Origin of the sequence: Streptomyces albiaxialis (genome assembly GCF_039530985.1) — a bacterium.
Lineage (GTDB): Bacteria > Actinomycetota > Actinomycetes > Streptomycetales > Streptomycetaceae > Streptomyces > Streptomyces albiaxialis.
The window spans coordinates 630,663-648,391 of sequence record NZ_BAAAPE010000001.1; the positions used below are offsets into that span (position 1 = coordinate 630,663).

At 72.4% G+C, this 17,729-nt stretch carries 22 protein-coding genes; 18 read left to right on the forward strand and 4 right to left on the reverse strand.

What is annotated here, in order from left to right; all coding sequences use genetic code 11:
* Positions 1-65: 65 nt before the first annotated feature.
* A complete protein-coding gene (locus ABD343_RS02905) occupies positions 66-830 on the reverse strand; it encodes a winged helix-turn-helix transcriptional regulator (RefSeq protein WP_344523570.1) in 765 nt (254 codons plus the stop codon).
* Positions 831-1,011: 181 nt separating this feature from the next.
* On the opposite strand from ABD343_RS02905, the gene ABD343_RS02910 reads away from it, so the two are divergent.
* From ABD343_RS02910 to ygfZ, 11 genes are all read left to right on the forward strand, one after another.
* Positions 1,012-2,088, forward strand: a complete 1,077-nt coding sequence (locus ABD343_RS02910; protein WP_344523572.1) for an alpha/beta hydrolase — start codon at positions 1,012-1,014, stop codon at positions 2,086-2,088.
* Between the two features lie 14 nt (positions 2,089-2,102).
* Entirely contained in the window at positions 2,103-2,369 is a 267-nt protein-coding gene (locus ABD343_RS02915; RefSeq protein WP_344523574.1) for a MoaD/ThiS family protein, read from the forward strand.
* Positions 2,366-3,718, forward strand: coding sequence for a hypothetical protein (locus ABD343_RS02920; RefSeq protein WP_344523576.1), 1,353 nt, complete (start codon positions 2,366-2,368; stop codon positions 3,716-3,718). The genes ABD343_RS02915 and ABD343_RS02920 overlap by 4 nt, the downstream gene beginning before the upstream one ends.
* Before the next feature lie 62 nt (positions 3,719-3,780).
* Entirely contained in the window at positions 3,781-4,497 is a 717-nt protein-coding gene (locus ABD343_RS02925) for an LmeA family phospholipid-binding protein (protein ID WP_344523578.1), read from the forward strand.
* Positions 4,498-4,696: 199 nt separating this feature from the next.
* On the forward strand, positions 4,697-4,780 hold the full coding sequence (locus tag ABD343_RS40940; protein ID WP_425578096.1) for an Ms5788A family Cys-rich leader peptide: 84 nt from the start codon (positions 4,697-4,699) through the stop codon (positions 4,778-4,780).
* Between the two features lie 142 nt (positions 4,781-4,922).
* Complete coding sequence (locus tag ABD343_RS02930) at positions 4,923-5,759, forward strand: sulfurtransferase (protein ID WP_344523580.1); 837 nt, start codon at positions 4,923-4,925, stop codon at positions 5,757-5,759.
* A gap of 20 nt (positions 5,760-5,779) precedes the next feature.
* A complete protein-coding gene (locus tag ABD343_RS02935) occupies positions 5,780-6,067 on the forward strand; it encodes a DUF1416 domain-containing protein (RefSeq protein WP_344523582.1) in 288 nt (95 codons plus the stop codon).
* A 171-nt stretch (positions 6,068-6,238) separates the two neighbouring features.
* Positions 6,239-6,604, forward strand: coding sequence for a DsrE family protein (locus ABD343_RS02940; protein WP_344523584.1), 366 nt, complete (start codon positions 6,239-6,241; stop codon positions 6,602-6,604).
* Positions 6,605-6,778: 174 nt separating this feature from the next.
* Positions 6,779-7,342, forward strand: coding sequence for a heme-binding beta-barrel domain-containing protein (locus ABD343_RS02945; RefSeq protein WP_344523586.1), 564 nt, complete (start codon positions 6,779-6,781; stop codon positions 7,340-7,342).
* A 58-nt stretch (positions 7,343-7,400) separates the two neighbouring features.
* Complete coding sequence (locus ABD343_RS02950) at positions 7,401-7,838, forward strand: Fur family transcriptional regulator (RefSeq protein WP_344523588.1); 438 nt, start codon at positions 7,401-7,403, stop codon at positions 7,836-7,838.
* Positions 7,839-7,847: 9 nt separating this feature from the next.
* Positions 7,848-8,864, forward strand: coding sequence for a CAF17-like 4Fe-4S cluster assembly/insertion protein YgfZ (gene ygfZ, locus ABD343_RS02955; RefSeq protein WP_344523590.1), 1,017 nt, complete (start codon positions 7,848-7,850; stop codon positions 8,862-8,864).
* 34 nt (positions 8,865-8,898) lie between these two features.
* On the opposite strand, the gene dtd is transcribed toward ygfZ, so the two are convergent.
* Complete coding sequence (gene dtd, locus ABD343_RS02960) at positions 8,899-9,324, reverse strand: D-aminoacyl-tRNA deacylase (protein WP_344523592.1); 426 nt, start codon at positions 9,322-9,324, stop codon at positions 8,899-8,901.
* Positions 9,325-9,475: 151 nt separating this feature from the next.
* Between dtd and ABD343_RS02965 the strand changes: the two genes are divergently transcribed.
* Both ABD343_RS02965 and ABD343_RS02970 read left to right on the forward strand, forming a co-directional pair.
* Positions 9,476-10,123 carry an RsiG family protein gene (locus ABD343_RS02965; protein ID WP_344523594.1) on the forward strand — a complete coding sequence of 216 codons (648 nt, stop codon included), beginning with the start codon at positions 9,476-9,478 and terminating at the stop codon, positions 10,121-10,123.
* A 65-nt stretch (positions 10,124-10,188) separates the two neighbouring features.
* Positions 10,189-11,457, forward strand: coding sequence for a GNAT family N-acetyltransferase (locus ABD343_RS02970; protein WP_344523596.1), 1,269 nt, complete (start codon positions 10,189-10,191; stop codon positions 11,455-11,457).
* A gap of 119 nt (positions 11,458-11,576) precedes the next feature.
* Here the strand turns inward: ABD343_RS02970 and ABD343_RS02975 are convergent, their stop codons facing one another.
* On the reverse strand, positions 11,577-11,759 hold the full coding sequence (locus ABD343_RS02975) for a hypothetical protein (RefSeq protein WP_344523598.1): 183 nt from the start codon (positions 11,757-11,759) through the stop codon (positions 11,577-11,579).
* Between the two features lie 254 nt (positions 11,760-12,013).
* Between ABD343_RS02975 and ABD343_RS02980 the strand changes: the two genes are divergently transcribed.
* The 3 genes from ABD343_RS02980 to ABD343_RS02990 all read left to right on the forward strand — a co-directional run bounded on the left by ABD343_RS02980 (position 12,014) and on the right by ABD343_RS02990 (position 14,809).
* Positions 12,014-12,889, forward strand: a complete 876-nt coding sequence (locus ABD343_RS02980; RefSeq protein ID WP_344523600.1) for a FadR/GntR family transcriptional regulator — start codon at positions 12,014-12,016, stop codon at positions 12,887-12,889.
* 111 nt (positions 12,890-13,000) lie between these two features.
* Positions 13,001-14,086: a phosphotransferase gene (locus tag ABD343_RS02985; RefSeq protein WP_344523602.1), complete on the forward strand. Its 1,086-nt coding sequence runs from the start codon at positions 13,001-13,003 to the stop codon at positions 14,084-14,086.
* Between the two features lie 36 nt (positions 14,087-14,122).
* Entirely contained in the window at positions 14,123-14,809 is a 687-nt protein-coding gene (locus tag ABD343_RS02990; protein WP_344523604.1) for an HAD family hydrolase, read from the forward strand.
* 106 nt (positions 14,810-14,915) lie between these two features.
* On the opposite strand, the gene ABD343_RS02995 is transcribed toward ABD343_RS02990, so the two are convergent.
* Complete coding sequence (locus tag ABD343_RS02995; protein ID WP_344523606.1) at positions 14,916-16,100, reverse strand: betaine/proline/choline family ABC transporter ATP-binding protein; 1,185 nt, start codon at positions 16,098-16,100, stop codon at positions 14,916-14,918.
* Between the two features lie 158 nt (positions 16,101-16,258).
* Between ABD343_RS02995 and ABD343_RS03000 the strand changes: the two genes are divergently transcribed.
* Entirely contained in the window at positions 16,259-16,963 is a 705-nt protein-coding gene (locus ABD343_RS03000; RefSeq protein WP_344523608.1) for an ABC transporter permease, read from the forward strand.
* 7 nt (positions 16,964-16,970) lie between these two features.
* Positions 16,971-17,708 (forward strand): ABC transporter permease, encoded by a 738-nt coding sequence (locus ABD343_RS03005; RefSeq protein WP_344523610.1) that lies wholly within the window; start codon positions 16,971-16,973, stop codon positions 17,706-17,708.
* The last annotated feature ends 21 nt before the right edge of the window (positions 17,709-17,729 follow it).

A 17,729-nucleotide genomic window follows, 5' to 3' on the forward strand; every position in this document is an offset into this window, starting at 1 on the left:
CCAACAGAGCGAGCCCCAGACCCCGCACCCCCTCACCTTGCACGGGGGCGCGGGGCACAGAGGGATCAGTTCCTCTTCGTCGCCGCCTCGCGCGCGACCCGGGTGGCCTCGTCCGCCACGGACTCCCCGGCCGGGGACGGCTTCTTCTCCCGCTCGGGCTTCTCCGGGGAGACGAAGCGGTACCCGACGTTGCGCACGGTCCCGATCAGCGCCTCGTGCTCGGGGCCCAGCTTGGCGCGCAGCCGCCGCACGTGGACGTCGACGGTGCGCGTACCGCCGAAGTAGTCGTACCCCCACACCTCCTGGAGGAGCTGGGCGCGGGTGAAGACGCGGCCCGGGTGCTGGGCGAGGAACTTCAGCAGCTCGAACTCCTTGAACGTGAGGTCGAGCACGCGGCCCTTGAGCTTCGCGCTGTACGTCGCCTCGTCCACCGACAGGTCCCCGTTGCGGATCTCCATGGGGCTGTCGTCGGAGACGATCTGCTGCCGCCCGGTCGCCAGCCGGAGCCGGGCCTCGACCTCGGCGGGGCCCGCGGTGTCGAGGAGCACGTCGTCCACGCCCCAGTCGGCCGTGACGGCGGCCAGTCCGCCCTCCGTCACGATCAGCAGGAGCGGGCAGCCGGGGCCCGTCGAGCGGAGGAGCTGGCACAGCGAGCGCACCTGCGGCAGGTCGCGGCGGCCGTCGACGAGGATCACGTCGGAGCTGGGCGCGTCCACGAGCGCGGGGCCCTCGGCGGGCGCGACGCGCACATTGTGGAGGAGCAGGCCCAGCGCGGGGAGCACCTCGGTGGAGGGCTGGAGGGCATTGGTCAGAAGAAGCAGCGAGCTCATGCGCGTACGCCCTCCCTCATCGGGGCCGGGGTCGGAGTCGTACGGTCTTGTTGATGCGGATTTCGCTTGCCCATGACGTCGAGTTCCCTCGGAAGTGTGGCGGCACTGCTTCGTCCAGAAAGCACAAAAGGACCCGGGGGCGACGCTGCCCGGATCCTTCTTGTCGAGAAAGAATACCGACATGAGGCATCGCGCGGGGTGTGACGTCGCTCGCTCACCCCTCGAATCCGTCACGGAAAGTGACGGCGGCGGCGCGATCCGCGCCGTACTGCGGACGACGGACGGCGTACGGATCGAGGCGCGGTACGAGCCGCGCGCCGCCCGCGAGGCGCCGGGCGCCCCCGGATCCGCCCCGGGCCCCGGCCCCGGTTCCGCCCCGGACTCCGGCCCCGGATCCCTCGCCGTGGTGCTCGCGCACGGCTTCACCGGCTCGCTCGACCGCCCCGCGCTGCGCCGGGCCGCCGCCGCGTTCCGGCAGTACGCGGCCGTGATCACATTCTCCTTCCGGGGCCACGGCCGCTCCGGGGGCCGCTCCACGGTCGGCGACCGCGAGGTCCTGGACCTCGCGGCGGCGGTCGGCTGGGCGCGCGCCCTGGGCCACTCCCGCGTGGCCACGGTCGGCTTCTCGATGGGCGGTTCGGTGGTCGTCCGCCACGCGGCCCTGTACCGGCCGGAGGGCGCGGACGGGTACGGAGAGTCAGTTGAGGGCGCCCCGGAGCACGGGGGGCGCACGGGCGCGCGTACGCCGTCGAACACCACCGCCACCGCCACCGCCACCGGCACCGGCGCCGCAGCCACCGGCATCGCCGGTGAAGCCGCCGACGCCGCCGTGGCCGTCAGCGCCCCGGCCCGCTGGTACTACAACGGCACCGCGCCCATGCGGCGGCTGCACTGGGCCGTGCAGCGCCCGCTCGGCCGCCTCGTCGCCCGGCACGCGCTGCGCACCCGTATCCACCCCGAGGACTGGGACCCGGTGCCGCTCCCGCCCGTCGCCGCCGCGCCGCTGATCGCGCCGACGCCGCTGCTGGTCGTCCACGGCGACCGCGACCCCTATTTCCCCCTCGACCACCCGCGCTCCCTCGCCGAGGCGGCCGGTCCGGAGACGGCGGAGCTGTGGCTCGTCCCGGGCTTCGGGCACGCGGAGAATGCCGCGGAACCCGCGCTCCTCGACCGCGTCGGCGCCTGGATCCTCTCCACCGGTGCACCGGCCGCCCGCGCGAGGCGCCATCATGGGACGCGCAAAGCGGCAGACGGCTGAGAGGGACCCCCACCATGGCGAGCGGCACGATCCGCTACTGGGCCGCGGCGAAGGCCGCCGCCGGTACCGCGGAGGAGCCATACGAGGCCACGACACTCGCCGGAGCGCTCCAGCGCGCCCGCGACGCGCACACGGAGCGCCCCGAGTTCGCCCGGGTCCTGCTGCGCTGCTCGTTCCTGGTCGACGGCACCCCCGTCGGCACCCGCGAGCACGAGGCCGTCCGGCTCAGCGAGGGCGGCACGGTCGAGGTCCTCCCGCCGTTCGCGGGCGGTGCGGCATGAGCACGCCGTACGAGGGCTATGAGGGGTACGAGGGTTACGAAGGCCAGCCCCAGCCGCAGCCTCAGCCCCAACCGCAACAGCAGCCGCAACAGCAGGCGCAGTCCCAGCCGCAGCCGTACGACTGGCAGCACCAGCCCCTCCCCCAGCCGCAGGCCCAGCAGTACGAGCAGGCCCAGCAGTACGGCCAGTACGAGCAGTACGGGCAGCCCTTGCCCCCCGCCGAGCCGTCGTACCCGTACGAGTACGGCTACGGCCACAACCCGTACGAGGTCCAGTACGAGGTGACCCGCGAGGCACCCCCGTACGACGCGCCCCCGTACGAGGCGTCCTCGGCACCGCTCCCTCCGCAGCACCCTCACCCGGGCCCGCTGCCCCCGGAGCACCGGTTCGCCGGAGCACAGCAGCAGCCACAGCCGCAGCCGCAGTCCCAGCCCCTCCCCCAGCCGCACCCCGCGCAGGCCTCGCCCCAGCCCCAGCCCCCATCTCAGCCCCAGTCCCCGCCCCAGCCGCACGGCGCGCACGCCGCCCCGCCCGTCCCGCCGGCCCCCACGCCCCCCGGCGCCCCCGCCTCGCCCGCGGCGTCGCCCGCGCAGCGTCAGGCGCCCGTCCGCACCGGGTCGCCGATCATCGCCCCCGGGCTGCGCCCCGCCGCGCTGACGGCCGTGCTCGGCGCGCTGCTCGCGGGCTCCGCCTCGCTCGCCGGCGGCGTCGGCACCGGGCTGCTGGCGGTCTGCGTGGTGCTGCTCCAGGCGGTCACGGCGGCGGGCTGGTTCCGGCTGAACGGGATGTGGCCCGCCCGGCAGGGCATCGCCCTCGCGTTCCTCGGCGGCGTCGCGGCCGTCGTCGGGCTGCTGCTCGCGGACGAGGACAAGGGCCCGACCGTGCTCATCGGCACGTTCGGCGTCTGGTGCGTCCTCTCGCTGATCCTCCAGCTCCGCAACCACTCCAGCCCCGACGAGCGCCTCTACGCCCTCACCGCGGGCCTCGCCTCCAGCGGCCTGACCGTGCTGGCCGCCGGGCACCTGGCGGCGGAGCGCGAGGCCGTGACGGTCGGCGCCGCCGCAGTCGCGGTGGCCGCGCTCGCGCGGGCCCTGCCGCTGCCGCCGTACGTCTCGCCCGCCGTCGCCGTGGCCGCCGCCGCGGGCGCGGGCGTGGCCGTGGGGCAGCTCACCGGCATGGGCGCGAGCGGGGCGCTGCTGGGTCTCGCCGCGGGCGGCTGCGCCGTGATCGGCCTGCGGGTGGCCAGCTACGACTTCCCGTCCCGCTTCGTCCACATGACCGCGGGCGTCGCGCTCCCGCTGACCCTGGCCGTCCCGGCCGTGTACGTCCTGGGACGCGCGCTCGTCTGACGTCGGGTTACGCTCCACGGCTGAGGGGGCTGCAAACCGACACCCATGGGGGAACACAGGCAATGCGCGCGCTACGCATCGTGCTGGTGATCGTGATCGTGCTGGCGGGGCTCTTCGTCGCCGCCGACAGGGTCGCGGTGAACATGGCCGAGGACGAGGTCGCCGAGAAGCTCATGACGGAGCTGAACGTGCCCTCGTCCGGCGACGCCTCGGTCTCCATCGACGGCTTCCCCTTCCTGACCCAGGTCGCCTCCAAGGACCTGGACAAGGTCGAGGCCGAGCTGAGCGGCATCACCGCGGACGCGGGCGACCGCCGGGTGACGCTCACCAAGGTCGAGCTGAGCGGCAGCGACGTGCGCCTCTCCGACAACTACTCCTCGGCGGTCGCCAGCAGCGCGACGGGCTCGGTCCACATCTCGTACGCCGACCTCTCCCGCGCCGCCGACGAGGGCGTACGGGTCGGGTACGGCGGCAAGGACAAGTCGGGCCGCGGCCAGGTCAAGGTCACCGCCGCCGTCACGGTCCCGGTGCTCGGCAAGACGCTGGAGCGCAGCGTCTACAGCACGGTGAGCGTCCAGGGCGGCGACACGGTGCGGCTGCACGCCGAGGAGGTGCCGGGCTCCCGCATCCCCGGCGTCGAGGACGCGGTCCGCAAGAAGATCGACTTCGACCGGAAGATCGACCAGCTCCCCGACGGGCTCAAGCTGAAGAAGGTCGTCACCACCGAGACCGGCATCGACGTCGCCGTCTCCGGCACGGACGTGAACCTCGCGGGCTGATCCCGCCTCACCTCCTCACCGTTTCGTCCACGTACCGAGACACCCGCGTCCGTACCCCAGAAGGCGGCGCGGCACCCCGGCGCGCCGCCGCCCCTCCCCGCCCTGGCCAGGGCCCTCGCATCCCGTATCGCGGACGGATTCGTCTCAGGATCCGGATCACCGGTGACACGACCCCCTCCGCGTCCTTACGATCGAGCGCATGCAGCGACAGGCGGACCTCACGAAGCGACGGGCAGTCGACCTGTGCCGCGTCGCCGCCATGCTCTGTCGCACCTCCCTCTGACGGCCGCGCGCCCGCCGTACCGGCGTTCCGCCGCATCCCCGCATCCCGCCGCGCCTGCGCGCCGCACGCCGCCGTGCGCGCGCTGCCGCGTACCTCCGCGCACCCTCTTCGCCTTCCCATCCACCGCATGAGGAGACACAGCATGAGCCGCAGCGACGTCCTCGTAGACGCCGACTGGGTCGAGGCCCGCATCGACGACCCGAAGACCGTCATCGTCGAGGTCGACGAGGACACCTCCGCCTACGACAAGAACCACATCAGGAACGCCGTCCGCATCGACTGGAAGCAGGACCTCCAGGACCCGGTCCGGCGCGACTTCGTCGACCAGGCCGGCTTCGAGAAGCTGCTCTCCGCCAAGGGCATCGCCAACGACGACACGGTCGTCCTCTACGGCGGCAACAACAACTGGTTCGCCGCCTACGCCTACTGGTACTTCAAGCTCTACGGCCACCAGGACGTCAAGCTCCTCGACGGCGGCCGCAAGAAGTGGGAGCTGGACTCCCGCGACCTGGTCGCCGAGGTCCCCGAGCGCGCCGCGACCGACTACAAGGCGAAGCCGCAGGACCTGTCCATCCGCGCCTTCCGCGACGAGGTCGTCGACGCCATCGGCGCCCAGAACCTGGTCGACGTGCGCTCCCCCGACGAGTTCAGCGGCAAGCTGCTCGCCCCCGCGCACCTGCCGCAGGAGCAGTCGCAGCGTCCGGGCCACGTGCCCAGCGCCCGCAACATCCCCTGGTCCAAGTCGGCCAACGACGACGGCACCTTCAAGTCCGACGACGACCTCAAGGCGCTCTACGAGGGCGAGGGCGTGGACCTGTCCAAGGACACCATCGCCTACTGCCGCATCGGCGAGCGCTCGGCCCACACCTGGTTCGTCCTGCACGAGCTGCTCGGCCAGCCCAACGTCAAGAACTACGACGGCTCCTGGACCGAGTACGGCTCCCTCGTCGGCGTCCCGGTCGAGCTCGGCTCCAACTGACTACACGAAAGGCGATCACCATGTGCGGAGCGAAGACGGGCGGCCCCGACGCCTCCACCATCAAGCCCGGCGAGACCACCATCCAGGGCAGCGTGACCCGCGACGGCGAGCCCGTCACCGGCTACGTGCGCCTGCTGGACTCGACCGGCGAGTTCACCGCTGAGGTCCCGACCTCCGCGACCGGCCAGTTCCGCTTCTACGCGGCCGAGGGCACGTGGACGGTGCGCGCGCTGGTGCCCGGCGGCACGGCCGACCGTACGGTCGTCGCCCAGCACGGCGGTCTCTCGGAGGTCGCCATCGCGGTCTGACACGACCGCACCCGCGGAGGGCCGCGCCCAGGGGTTGGACACCACCATCGGGCGCGGCCCTCTGCATGCCCGCAACACGGGCTGCCCCGCACGCTGCCTCGCGGTCTGCGGCCGCGTCGTGCCCGCTCGCGCAGTTCCCCGCGCCCCTGACGGGCGCATACGCTGCGCGGCATGGCAAACAGCAGGCTCGTCATCAAGGTCACCGCGGGCGCGGACGCGCCCGAGCGGTGCTCGCAGGCGTTCACGGTGGCCTCCGTCGCGGCGGCGAGCGGAATCGAGGTCTCCCTCTGGCTCACGGGCGAGTCGTCCTGGTTCGCCCTGCCCGGCAAGGCGGCCGAGTTCACGCTGCCGCACGCGGCGCCGCTGCCCGACCTGATCGAGACCATCCAGGGCGGCGGCCGTATCACGCTGTGCACCCAGTGCGCCGCGCGCCGGAGCATCACCCAGGAGGACGTCCTCGAAGGGGTGCGCATCGCGGGCGCGCAGGTCTTCGTCGGGGAGATCATGGAGGAAGGCGTCCAGGCGGTCGTCTACTGACCTGCGTCCGGCCCCCGCCGCGCCGCCGACTAGACTCGGCGGCGTACGTGCACACCGCAAAGGAGAGCCCCGTGCTTGAGGCATTCTTCACCGCCCTGATGGTCCTGGTCTGCGTCGGCACCGTGGCCTTCGCCGGTCTCACCTTCAAGAAGCTCTACCAGGGTCAGCGCTGACATGATCGAGATTCCGTCCGACCTCCACCCCGACCTCGTCCCCCTCGCCTTCCTGCTGGGCAACTGGACCGGCGCGGGCGTAGCGGAGTTCCCGGGCCAGGACAAGTGCAACTTCGGCCAGGAGGTCACCTTCACCCACGACGGACGCGACTTCCTGGAGTACGTCTCGCACGCGTGGGAGCTGGACACGGACGGCAAGAAGGTCCGCCCCCTGGAGACCGAGACCGGGTACTGGCGGATCGACAAGGACCGCAAGGTCGAGGTCGTCATGATCCGCGACCAGGGCATCGCCGAGGTCTGGTACGGCGAGCTGGCCGACCAGAAGCCGCAGATCGACCTCGCGACCGACGCCATCGCGCGCACGGCCTCCGCGGGCGAGTACAGCGGCGGCAAGCGGCTCTACGGGTATGTGAACAGCGACCTGATGTGGGTCGGCGAGAAGGCCACCCCCGAGGTCCCGCTCCGGCCGTACATGTCGGCGCACCTGAAGAAGGTCGTCGACCCCAAGGAGTGGGCCAAGGACGTCGCGGACCTGCCCGACGACGGGATCGCCTTCTTCAAGTAGGGCAGCCCTTCGGGTAAGGCATGCCTAACAATCCTGTGGTCTCTCTTACACTGGGCCCGTGGCTACCACCGACTGGCAGAGCGACCTCCGGGCGCGCGGGTACCGGCTGACCCCGCAGCGCCAGCTCGTGCTGGAGGCCGTGGACAAGCTGGAGCACTCCACTCCGGACGACATCCTGTGCGAGGTGCGCCGCACCGCGGGCAGCGTGAACATCTCGACGGTCTACCGGACCCTGGAGCTGCTCGAAGAGCTGGGCCTCGTCTCCCACGCGCACCTCGGGCACGGCGCCCCGACGTACCACCTCGCGGACCGGCACCACCACATGCACCTGGTGTGCCGGGACTGCACCGAGGTCATCGAGGCGGACCTCGCCGTGGCCGAGCCGTTCACGACGACGCTGCGCGAGAAGTTCGGCTTCGAGACGGACATGAAGCACTTCGCCATCTTCGGCCGCTGCGCGAACTGCGCCTCGGACGCCGACGACACGCCGTCGTAGGCTGGTCGTATGTCCTCCAGCAACGCTGTGCTCAGCCCGCTCCTCTCACTCCCGGGCGCCGTCGCGGCCGAGGCGCCGGACGAGGGCGTCGCCGCGCACTACGGCGATCTGTTCAAGGAGCAACGGGCACTGGCCGACGGCACGGGCTTCGTGGACCTCTCCCACCGCGGCGTGGTCACCGTCTCCGGCGACGACCGGCTCTCCTGGCTGCACCTCCTGCTGACCCAGCACATGACCGAGCTGCCCCCCGGGCAGTCCACCGAGGCGCTGATCCTCTCCGCCAACGGCCACATCGAGCAGGCGCTCTCCCTCGTCGACGACGGGGAGACGGTGTGGATGCACACCGAGCCCGGCAAGCAGGGCGAGCTGATCGCCTATCTGGAGAGCATGCGGTTCTTCTACCGCGTGGAGATCGCCGACCGTACGGACGCCTTCGCCGTGGTCCACCTCCCCGCGGGCTCCATCGCGGAGGTGACCGGCGCCGCTGCCGTACGGGAGACGGCGTACGGGCGGGATGTCTTCCTGCCCCGCGAGGAGCTGCGCGCGTTCGCCGAGGCGCACGGCCCGGCGGTCGGCGTCCTCGCGTACGAGGCGCTGCGTGTGGAGGCGCACCGGCCGCGGCTCGGCATGGAGACCGACCACCGCACCATCCCGCACGAACTGGGCTGGATCGGCACGGCCGTTCACCTCGACAAGGGCTGCTACCGGGGCCAGGAGACCGTGGCCCGCGTGCAGAACCTGGGCAAGCCGCCGCGCCGCCTGGTCTTCCTGCACCTCGACGGCAGCGAGGTCAAGATCCCCGTCCACGGCGACGCGGTCCGGCTCGCCGCTGGGGGCACCTCCCGGCCGGAGGCCGGGGGAGGGGCGGAGGGCCGCCAGATCGGCTTCGTCACCACCTCGGCCCGCCACCACGAGCTGGGCCCCATCGCCCTGGCCCTGGTCAAGCGGAACATCCCGGTGGACGCCCCCCTGATCGCGGGCCCGGACGCGACGGCGGCGGCCCAGGAGACGGTGGTCCAGCCGTAGGGGTGCCGGAGGCCGCAGGGGCGACGGGGCGCCTTCAGACCTCGACCAGCACGGTGAACGGGCCGTCGTTCGTCAAGGACACCTTCATCGCGGCGCCGAAGGAGCCGGTCTCGACCTCGGCGCCCAACGCACGCAGCCGCGCGACCACTTCGTCGACGAGCGGCTCGGCGATGTCACCCGGAGCGGCGGCGTTCCATGTCGGTCTGCGCCCCTTTCGCGCGTCACCGTAGAGAGTGAACTGGCTGATGACGAGGAGTGGCGCTCCGGTGTCCGAGCACGACTTCTCGCCGTGCAGGATCCGCAGGCTCCACAGCTTGCGCGCGAGGCGCTCGGCCTCGGCCTCCGTGTCCCCGTGCGTGACTCCGACCAGCGCGCACAGGCCCTCGCCGACTATCCGACCAACGGTCCGGCCCTCCACGTCGACGCTCGCGCCGTCCACTCTCTGCACCACAGCTCGCATCCCGCCATGATGCCGTGCCGCCATTCGCCACCGTGCGCCGCCGCCGGATGGGTGCCAAGGGCGCTGCGCGCGGTAGCCGCACAGTGGCACGATGCGCACACGCGGTGTGTGCCGCTGCCACTGTGCGATGGGGATGAGGGGACACAAGCCCATGAGTACAACCGGAGCCGGACGGACACCGGGCGGGGTACCGGCCGCCCGAGCGGGCGCCGCGCCCACAGCCGCGTCCGCCCCCGCGCCCGTGCCCGCCACCGCGCCCGCGTCCGTGCGCACGCGGGCCCCGCAGCAGCGCGGGCACCACGAGGTGCTGCGCGACCCCGGCCGGCCCGAGCTGCACACGCTGCGGCTGCCCGAGCTGCGGGAGCTGCGCCGCTCCGCGCAGCAGGACGAGGCCGATCTCAGCTACGTCCGCAGACTCCTCCAGGGCCGGATCGACATCCTCAGGGCCGAGCTGGCCCGGCGTACGTCACCGGGCTCGCCGCTGCTCGACCTGCTGCCGGAGATCCTGACCGACGGCCCCTCCAGCCACCGCTCCTCGGCGCGGCACGTGACGCTGGGGGCGCCGCGCAGCGAGGAGTACCGGCGGCTGGCGGAGGACATGCTCGCGGAGGTCGAGCTGAGCGACCTCACGGCCCGTACGGACGACGAGCTGCACGACGCGATGGGCCGCCTGGTGCGGTACGAGCAGCAGGTCTCCCGGCACCGGCAGGCCCTCCAGCGGACCGCCGACGGGTGCAGCACCGAGATCGCCCGGCGCTACCGGGAGGGCGAGGCCCAGGTGGACGACCTGCTTCCGTGACGCGGGCGGCTCCGGGGGCCCGTTATTCGGGTGCGGCCGTACGGGCGTGCCCCTAGCGTGAGTTCATGCCGAACCGCCCGGAAGTGCGTACGCTCGCCGACACCCCCGACGCGCTGCGCGACTGGCTCCGCGCGCTGAACACCGGCTTCTACCGGGGCACCGAGGTCACCCCGGAGGAGGTCGAGGTCCGCAGGGGCGGCACCGACCCGGAGCGCACGCAGGGGGCGTACGAGGACGGCCGCTGTGTCGCGACGTTCCGCACGACGCCGCAGCGGCTGACCGTTCCGGGCGGTGCCGCGCTCCCCTCCTGCGCGGTCACCAATGTCACCGTCTCGCCCACGCACCGCCGTCGCGGCCTGCTCACCGAGATGATGGCGAACGGGCTCGCGGCGGCGCGGGAGCGCGGCGACGCGTTCGCCTCGCTCATCTCCGCCGAGTACCCCATCTACGGGCGCTATGGCTTCGGCGCCGCCGCCTGGACCACCGAGTGGGAGGTCGAGGTGGCCCGCACGGGCCTCGGCCGGCGCTACTCCGGCCCGGCCGACGACGGCGACGGCGGCCGGGTGGACCTCGTGGACGCCGCCACGTACCGGGAGACGGCCGCCGCCGCGCACGAACGGTTCCGCGCGCAGCCGCAGCGGCAGGGCGCCATCGACCGCACGGACCGCTGGTGGCGGCTCTACACGGGCGGGCTCCGCTTCCCCGGCGACGGCTTCGACTCCCCGTTCCTCGCGGTCTACCGCGACGCGGACGGCGTCCCGCGGGGCGCCGTGGCGTACACGGTGGACAACCGCTGGGAGAGCAAGCAGCCCCAGCAGACCGCGACCGTCGACGACCTGTTCGCCTCGACGCCCGAGGGCGAGCGGGCCCTGTGGCGGTACGTGCTGTCGATGGACTGGGTGCTCAAGGTCCGTACGGGCCTGCGCGCGCCGGACGACATCCTTCCGCTCCTGCTGCCGGACCCGCGCGCCGCGCGGACCCTCACGCACGCGGACTTCCTCTGGCTGCGCCCGCTGGACGTCCCGGCGATGCTGGAGGCCCGTACGTACGCCGTACCGGGCACGCTGGTGCTGGACGTGCGCGACAAGGCCGGCTTCGCCGGGGGCCGCTACCGGCTGGAGGCCGGTCCCGACGGCACCTCGTGCCGTACGACGCACGACGAGCCCGACCTCTCGCTGGACGCCGGGGAGCTGGGCGCGCTGTACCTGGGCGACGAGTCGGCGGTGCGGCTCGCGGCGCTCGGCCGGATCGCCGAGCACCGCGCGGGCGGCGCGGCGGGCGCCGACACGCTCTTCCGCACGGCGCGCCGGGCGTGGTGCCCGGACATCTTCTGAGACGCCGGTCCGGTTCGCGCTCTGCGCATGCTCAAGCCGCCTCCCCCGAGGCGTGGGTAGAAGGGAGGGGGAGACGGCATGATCACGGCAGAACGGGTGCACGGGCTCTCGCCGGTCCCTCACGCCTGAAGCAGCAGCGTGGCCAGGACGATCGCGCCGACGGCGCTGCATCCCGAGTGCTTGGCCTTCACGCCGATGGTCAGGAAGAGAAAGCCGACGAGCCCCATGACGCCGAACCGGAGCTGCACCAACTGCTCGAACGCGACGATGGCACCGGCGATGACGAGCGCGACAACAGGCATGGTGGTCCCTCCTTCGGAGACACGGAACGACGGGCTGTGCGGAGGGGTGGGGGACAGCGGCCCATACGTCTTCGGACGGGCGGGTGGCTCGGGAATGCGCGGGACGGTCCGAGCCGCAGCGGCAGTTGGCAAACTTGTCTGCCACCTTGAGAAGTTGGCGACCAACCTCGATGTCCACATGCCCAGTTGGTCGCCATCTAAAAACACTTGGCAGACAACTCCCTTCCGGTGGCCTGAAGTTGTAGGGTCTTGGCGTGAGCAAGAAGAGGGCCACAGCCACCCATAGGCGACCCCGTGACCTGGTCGCCGACACCCTCCGTGAGCGCATCCGGAACGGCGACTTCGCCCCCGGCACGCGGCTCCCGACGCAGCGGGAGCTGGAGGAGGAGTTCGGCGTCGGCCGCAGCGCGGTCCGCGAGGCACTGGGTGCCCTCACCCAGGAGGGCCTCCTCACCTCGGTGGGCCGGGGGGCGCCACCGACAGTGACCAGGCCCGCCGAGCCCCAGGAGGGCCCCCGGATAGCCGGGGACATCCTGACCGAGCGGCTCCATGAGGCATTTCAGGCCGAGCACGTCACGATCGACTCCTTCTCGCTCACCACGGAGACCCTCAACAACGCGCTGGCCTGGCCCATGCGCCAGGTGATGGAGGGCGCTCTCAAGCCGGAGACGGTCACCACCCGGCTCATGGTCCCCAGCTTCGAGGCGAAGCTGGCGCTGCCGCGGCTGAAGGACGACCCCGAGGCGGACGACCCCCGGCCCCTCCAACGGCTGCACAGCATCCAGCGCACGTATCTGAACGCCGTCGTGCGGTCGCTCCAGTCGCTCCGCCGCTTCGGCATCGAGGTCCGCACCTCGATCCGCACCGTCCGCATCACGCCCACGAGCAAGCTGTACCTGCTGAACGGGAACGAGGCGCTGGTCGGCTACTACGCGATCACCCTCAACTCGGCGGACTTCAAGGGCGAGCGGCTGGAGTTCTACGACGTGCTGGGGCTCAGCTCCAAGCTCTTCCACTCCTCGGCGGGCAGCGGCAGCAGGGACGAGAGCGAGGCGGCCTTCGTGGCGGAGTCGCAGACCTTCTTCGACTCCTTCTGGAACAACCTCGCGGACGAACTCACCCTCGACTGAGGCGCGTCCCTCAATTCGGGTGAAGCCGAGCCCCCCGCGAGGAAGCCGCACCGTACGCCCGGTTACTGTTCAACCCTTCCGACCGCCGACCGCCGTTCCGAGGGCCAGCCGATGCCGTCCACCGCGTTGCAGAAGGCCACCGGCATCGGCCGGGTGGACGGGCCCCTGCGGGGCTATCACCGCGAGTGGTACGTCGTGAGTCCCGGCCCCGGCTTCGCCGGTGAGGGGCGGCTGAAGGTGGGCGAGCCGCGCGAGGACGCCTTCTGGTTCGACAGACGGTGCTTCGCGTCCGAGGACCTGCTGCTGCGGGAGCTGGCGAAGCGGGGCGTCCCGCGCGTCCCGCCGGTGCACCAGCTCGTGCCCGACGGCCCCCTCATCCACGGCTTCATCGAGGGGACGCCGCTGAGCTTCCTCCACCCGCGCGACCACAGGGTCCCGCTCGTCCATCTCGGCCAGATCATGGCCGTGTTCCGGAGACTCGCCGCCATCCGGCCCTCGGGCTTCCCGGCCCCCCGGCTGTGCAGGCCCGAGGACCGCACGGAGGACGGGAACAGCGGGGGCTTCCTCCGGACCCTTCTGCGCTTCACCCGCGAGAAGGGCTTCCTGCCGCACGCGGCCGAGTTCGGCACGCTCTTCGCTCGGCTCGGGCTGACGGAGGACGTGCTGCGGCCCGGCGCGCCGCTGGATGCCGGGGCCGGGCGCCTCACCCGCCGCCCCTTCTGCCTGCTCCACGGCGATCTGCACCGGGCGAACTTCATCGTGGGCGAGTCGCTCCAGCTCTGGACCATCGACTGGGAGCTGGCCATGCTCGGCGACCCCCTGTACGACCTGGCCACGCACCTCCACCTCATGGAGTATCCGGCCGACCAGGAGCCCGAGGTCGTCGAAGCCTGGCGCGCCGCTGTCTCCGCCGAACTGCCGGACGCCGTCGCGGGGCTGGAGCGGGACCTGCCGCTGTATCGCGCGTACAAGAGGATCCAGTCCGTCTACACCGACGTCGTACGGCACGCCAGGACGCTCCAGGCGCTCCCGCCCTCCGAACGACGTACGGAACAGCTCGGCGCCTCCGCGAAGGCCGTCCACCAGGCACTGTGGCGGGCACGGCACGACCTCGGGCTGGCCGAGGTCCCCGCTCCCGCCGAGGTGGAGTACGCCTATGGGCCGTTCAGCGCTGTACGCCGGGGTTCCCGCGCGTAGATAGTGGTGAGGTCCCCGAGCTGAAGGACCACCGCGATGCAACAGCTCATCGAGTCGGCGAAGTGCGTGCTCCTCGACTTCGACGGCCCCGTCTGCCACTTGTTCAGCCGGCTGCCCGCGTCCGACATCGCCGCGCGGCTGCGTGACGCGTTCCCCGGGGCCTCCCTCCCCGAGTCCGCCGACCCCCAGGAGTACCTGCACCGGGTCTTCCACTCCCCGCCCCTGCTGGAGGACGGCACAGCCCGTGCCCTGGAGGCCGCGCTCACCCGGGAGGAGCTGGCCGCCGCGCCGCTGGCGCTGCCCACCGCGTACGCGGACCGGCTCATACGGACCCTGCACGCCACCGGCCGCGCCCTGGCCGTCGCCACCAACAACTCGCAGGCGGCCGTCGAGTGCTATCTCGGCAGCCGGGGGCTGCGCGAGCTGTTCGACGGGCGGATACACGGGCGTACGCCCGAGGGCGTGCTGCGGGTGAAGCCCGATCCGTACTGCCTGGAGCGGGCCCTGGAGTCCACGGGGACGTCCGCCGGGGACGCGGTCATGATCGGGGACGCGCCGCGGGACCTGGAGGCGGCGCGGGCCGCGGGGGTGCGGTTCATCGGATACGCGCCGGAGCGGCGGTCCAAGGACAAGTACGCGGAGCTGCGGGACGCGGGCGCCGAGCACATCGTGCGCTCGCTCAGCGAAGTGCTGCTCGCCGTCGACCCCGACGCCCACCTCTGAGGCGCCCCGTCAGGGGCGCGGGGAACTGCGCGAGTAACCACACTCGACGCGCAGCCTGCAAGGCACCGGACGGGGCACCTCCTGCCCAGCAGTCGCCGGAGACGGGCTACGCGCCCGTCACCGATTCCAGCGCCACCGCGTCCCGCGGAACCTGGCGGCCGTCCGCGTCGATCGAGCGGCGGAGGGCCTCGTGGAGGCTCGCGGGGGTGAGGACGCCCGTGAAGCGGTCGGCGTCGTCGAGGACCGCTATCCAGCCGGCGTCGTGCTGGAGCATCGTGCTGAAGGCGTGCTTGAGGGGCGAGCCGAGGCGGAGCCAGGCCTCCATGCGGCGGGCGTGTCCCCGGACCGTCGGGGGCTCCGGCGGCGTGTCGCCCTCCAGGACCTCGGCGACCGTCTGCGCGGATATCCAGCCGTGCAGCTCCTCCGCGTCGTCGAGGACGACCGCCCAGCGCGCGCCCTCGCCGCGCATGCGGGCGGCGGCCTTGTCCACGCGGTCGTCCAGGTGCACGACCGGCGGCTGCTCCAGGTCGCCGCGCTCGACAGGCGTGACGGAGAGGCGCTTGAGGCCGCGGTCGGCGCCGACGAAGTCCGCGACGTACGGGGTGGCGGGGGCGCCGAGGATCTGGGCCGGTGAGTCGAGCTGCTCGACGCGGCCCTCGCCGAAGACGGCCATACGGCCACCGAGGCGCACCGCCTCCTCGATGTCGTGCGTGACGAACAGCACGGTCTTGCCCAGCGTCGAGTGCAGCCGCAGGAACTCCGTCTGGAGCCGCTCGCGCACCACGGGGTCGACGGCGCCGAACGGCTCGTCCATGAGCAGCACCGGCGGGTCGGCGGCCAGCGCGCGGGCCACGCCGACGCGTTGCCGCTGGCCGCCGGAGAGCTGGTCCGGGTACCGGCCGCCGAAGACGGAGGGGTCGAGGCCGACCAGGTCGAGGAGTTCGCGGGCGCGCTCGCGCCGCTTGGCCTTGGGCCAGCCGAGGAGGTGCGGGACGGTGGCCGTGTTGTCGAGCACGGTGCGGTGCGGGAAGAGACCGGCCTGCTGGATCACGTAGCCGATGCGCAGCCGCAGGTCGACGGGTTCGACGGTGGAGATGTCCCGGCCGTCGACGAAGATGCTGCCCGAGGTGGGCTCGACGAGTCTGTTGACCATCTTCAGCGTCGTGGTCTTGCCGCAGCCCGACGGGCCCACCAGCGTGACCAGTTCGCCCTCGGACACCTCGAAGGACAGGCCCTCGACGGCGAGCGCCCCGTTCGGGTAGCGCTTCGTCACATTCTCAAAGCGGATCATCGCGTGCCCGTCCCCGTTCTTCTCGCGTGTACGTCGCGCTCTCCTCAATGTGAGCAGTCTGACGCGAATTCCCTGTGAAGCGCACCGTAAATCGCACGCATTGACGAAGGACCCCCGGGTAGGGTCGCCGGTCGAGATGGGGGAATGAGGTGACGCGCGTGAGCGACAACTGCCTCGCGGCGAACGACTGGCTGTGCGGCGAGTATCTGCGCACCCGCCAGAGCGAGCTGGCGGACGCGACCGTGGAGCACATCTGGATCACGGCCGCCTCCATCGCCCTCGCGCTGGTGCTGGCCCTGCCGCTCGCCCTCGCCGCGCGCCACTGGCGGCTCGCGCGCGGCCCCGCGCTCGGGCTGACGACGGTGCTCTACACGATCCCCTCGCTCGCCATGTTCGCTCTCCTGCTGCCCGTCTTCGGTCTGTCGGCCGCCGTCGTGGTGACGGGCCTGGTGCTGTACTCGCTGACGGTCCTCGTGCGGAACATCCTCGCCGGGCTCGAAGCCGTCCCCGCCGAGGCCACGGAGGCCGCGCGGGGCATGGGATACGGGCCCGTGCGGCTGCTGTTCGAGGTCGAGCTGCCCCTCGCGCTGCCCGCGCTGCTCGCGGGCGTACGGATCGCGACCGTCTCGGCGGTGTCGCTGACGACGGTCGGCGCGATCGTCGGCTACGGCGGCCTCGGCAACCTCATCTACGAGGCCATGGAGAGCTATTTCAAGGCCCAGGTCCTCACGGCCTCCGTGCTGTGCGTCCTCCTCGCCGTCACCGCCGACCTCCTGCTGCTGGCGCTGCAACGGCTGCTGACGCCCTGGACCCGCGCCCGTACCTCTGCCCGCGCCCGTACGCGCACGCGAAAGGCCGGGTGAGCCGGAGATGGGCATCTTCGCGGACGTATGGACCTGGCTGACGACCGGGTCGCACTGGACGGACGAGGGCGGCGTGCTGCAACGCCTCGGCGAACACGCGTATCTGACCGTCGTCTGTCTCGCCCTCTCCTGCGCCCTCGCGCTGCCGCTCGCGCTCTGGCTCGGGCACGTGGGGAAGGGCGGCGCGCTCGCGGTCAACCTCTCGAACGCGGGCCGCGCGATCCCCACGTTCGCCGTGCTGGTGCTGCTCACCATGAGCCCCCTCGGCAAGCACGGCGACTGGGCGACGATCGTGGCGCTGGTGCTCTTCGCGCTGCCGCCGCTGCTGACCAACGCGTACACGGGCGTGCGCGAGGCCGACCGGGAGGTGGTGGAGGCGGCGCGCGGCATGGGGATGACCCACTGGCAGCTCCTGCGCCAGGTCGAACTGCCCCTCGCCTTCCCGCTGATCATGACCGGTGTGCAGACGGCCGCCGTCCAGCTCGTCGCCACCGCGACGCTCGCCGCGCTCCCGGGCGGCGGCGGCCTCGGCCGCCTCATCACCGCCGGGTTCGGCAACTACGACACGCCCCAGGTCGTCGCGGGCGCCCTGCTCGTCGCGCTGCTGGCGCTGCTGGTCGAACGCCTGCTGACGGTCGCGGAGAAGCTGCTCGACCCGATGCGCCGCCGCGACCGGGGCCGCGACCACGACCGCGCGGACGATGCCGTGCCCGGGCCGAAGACCCCCGTCTCCTCCACCTCCTGAGTCTCCCCGAAACCCTCGAAA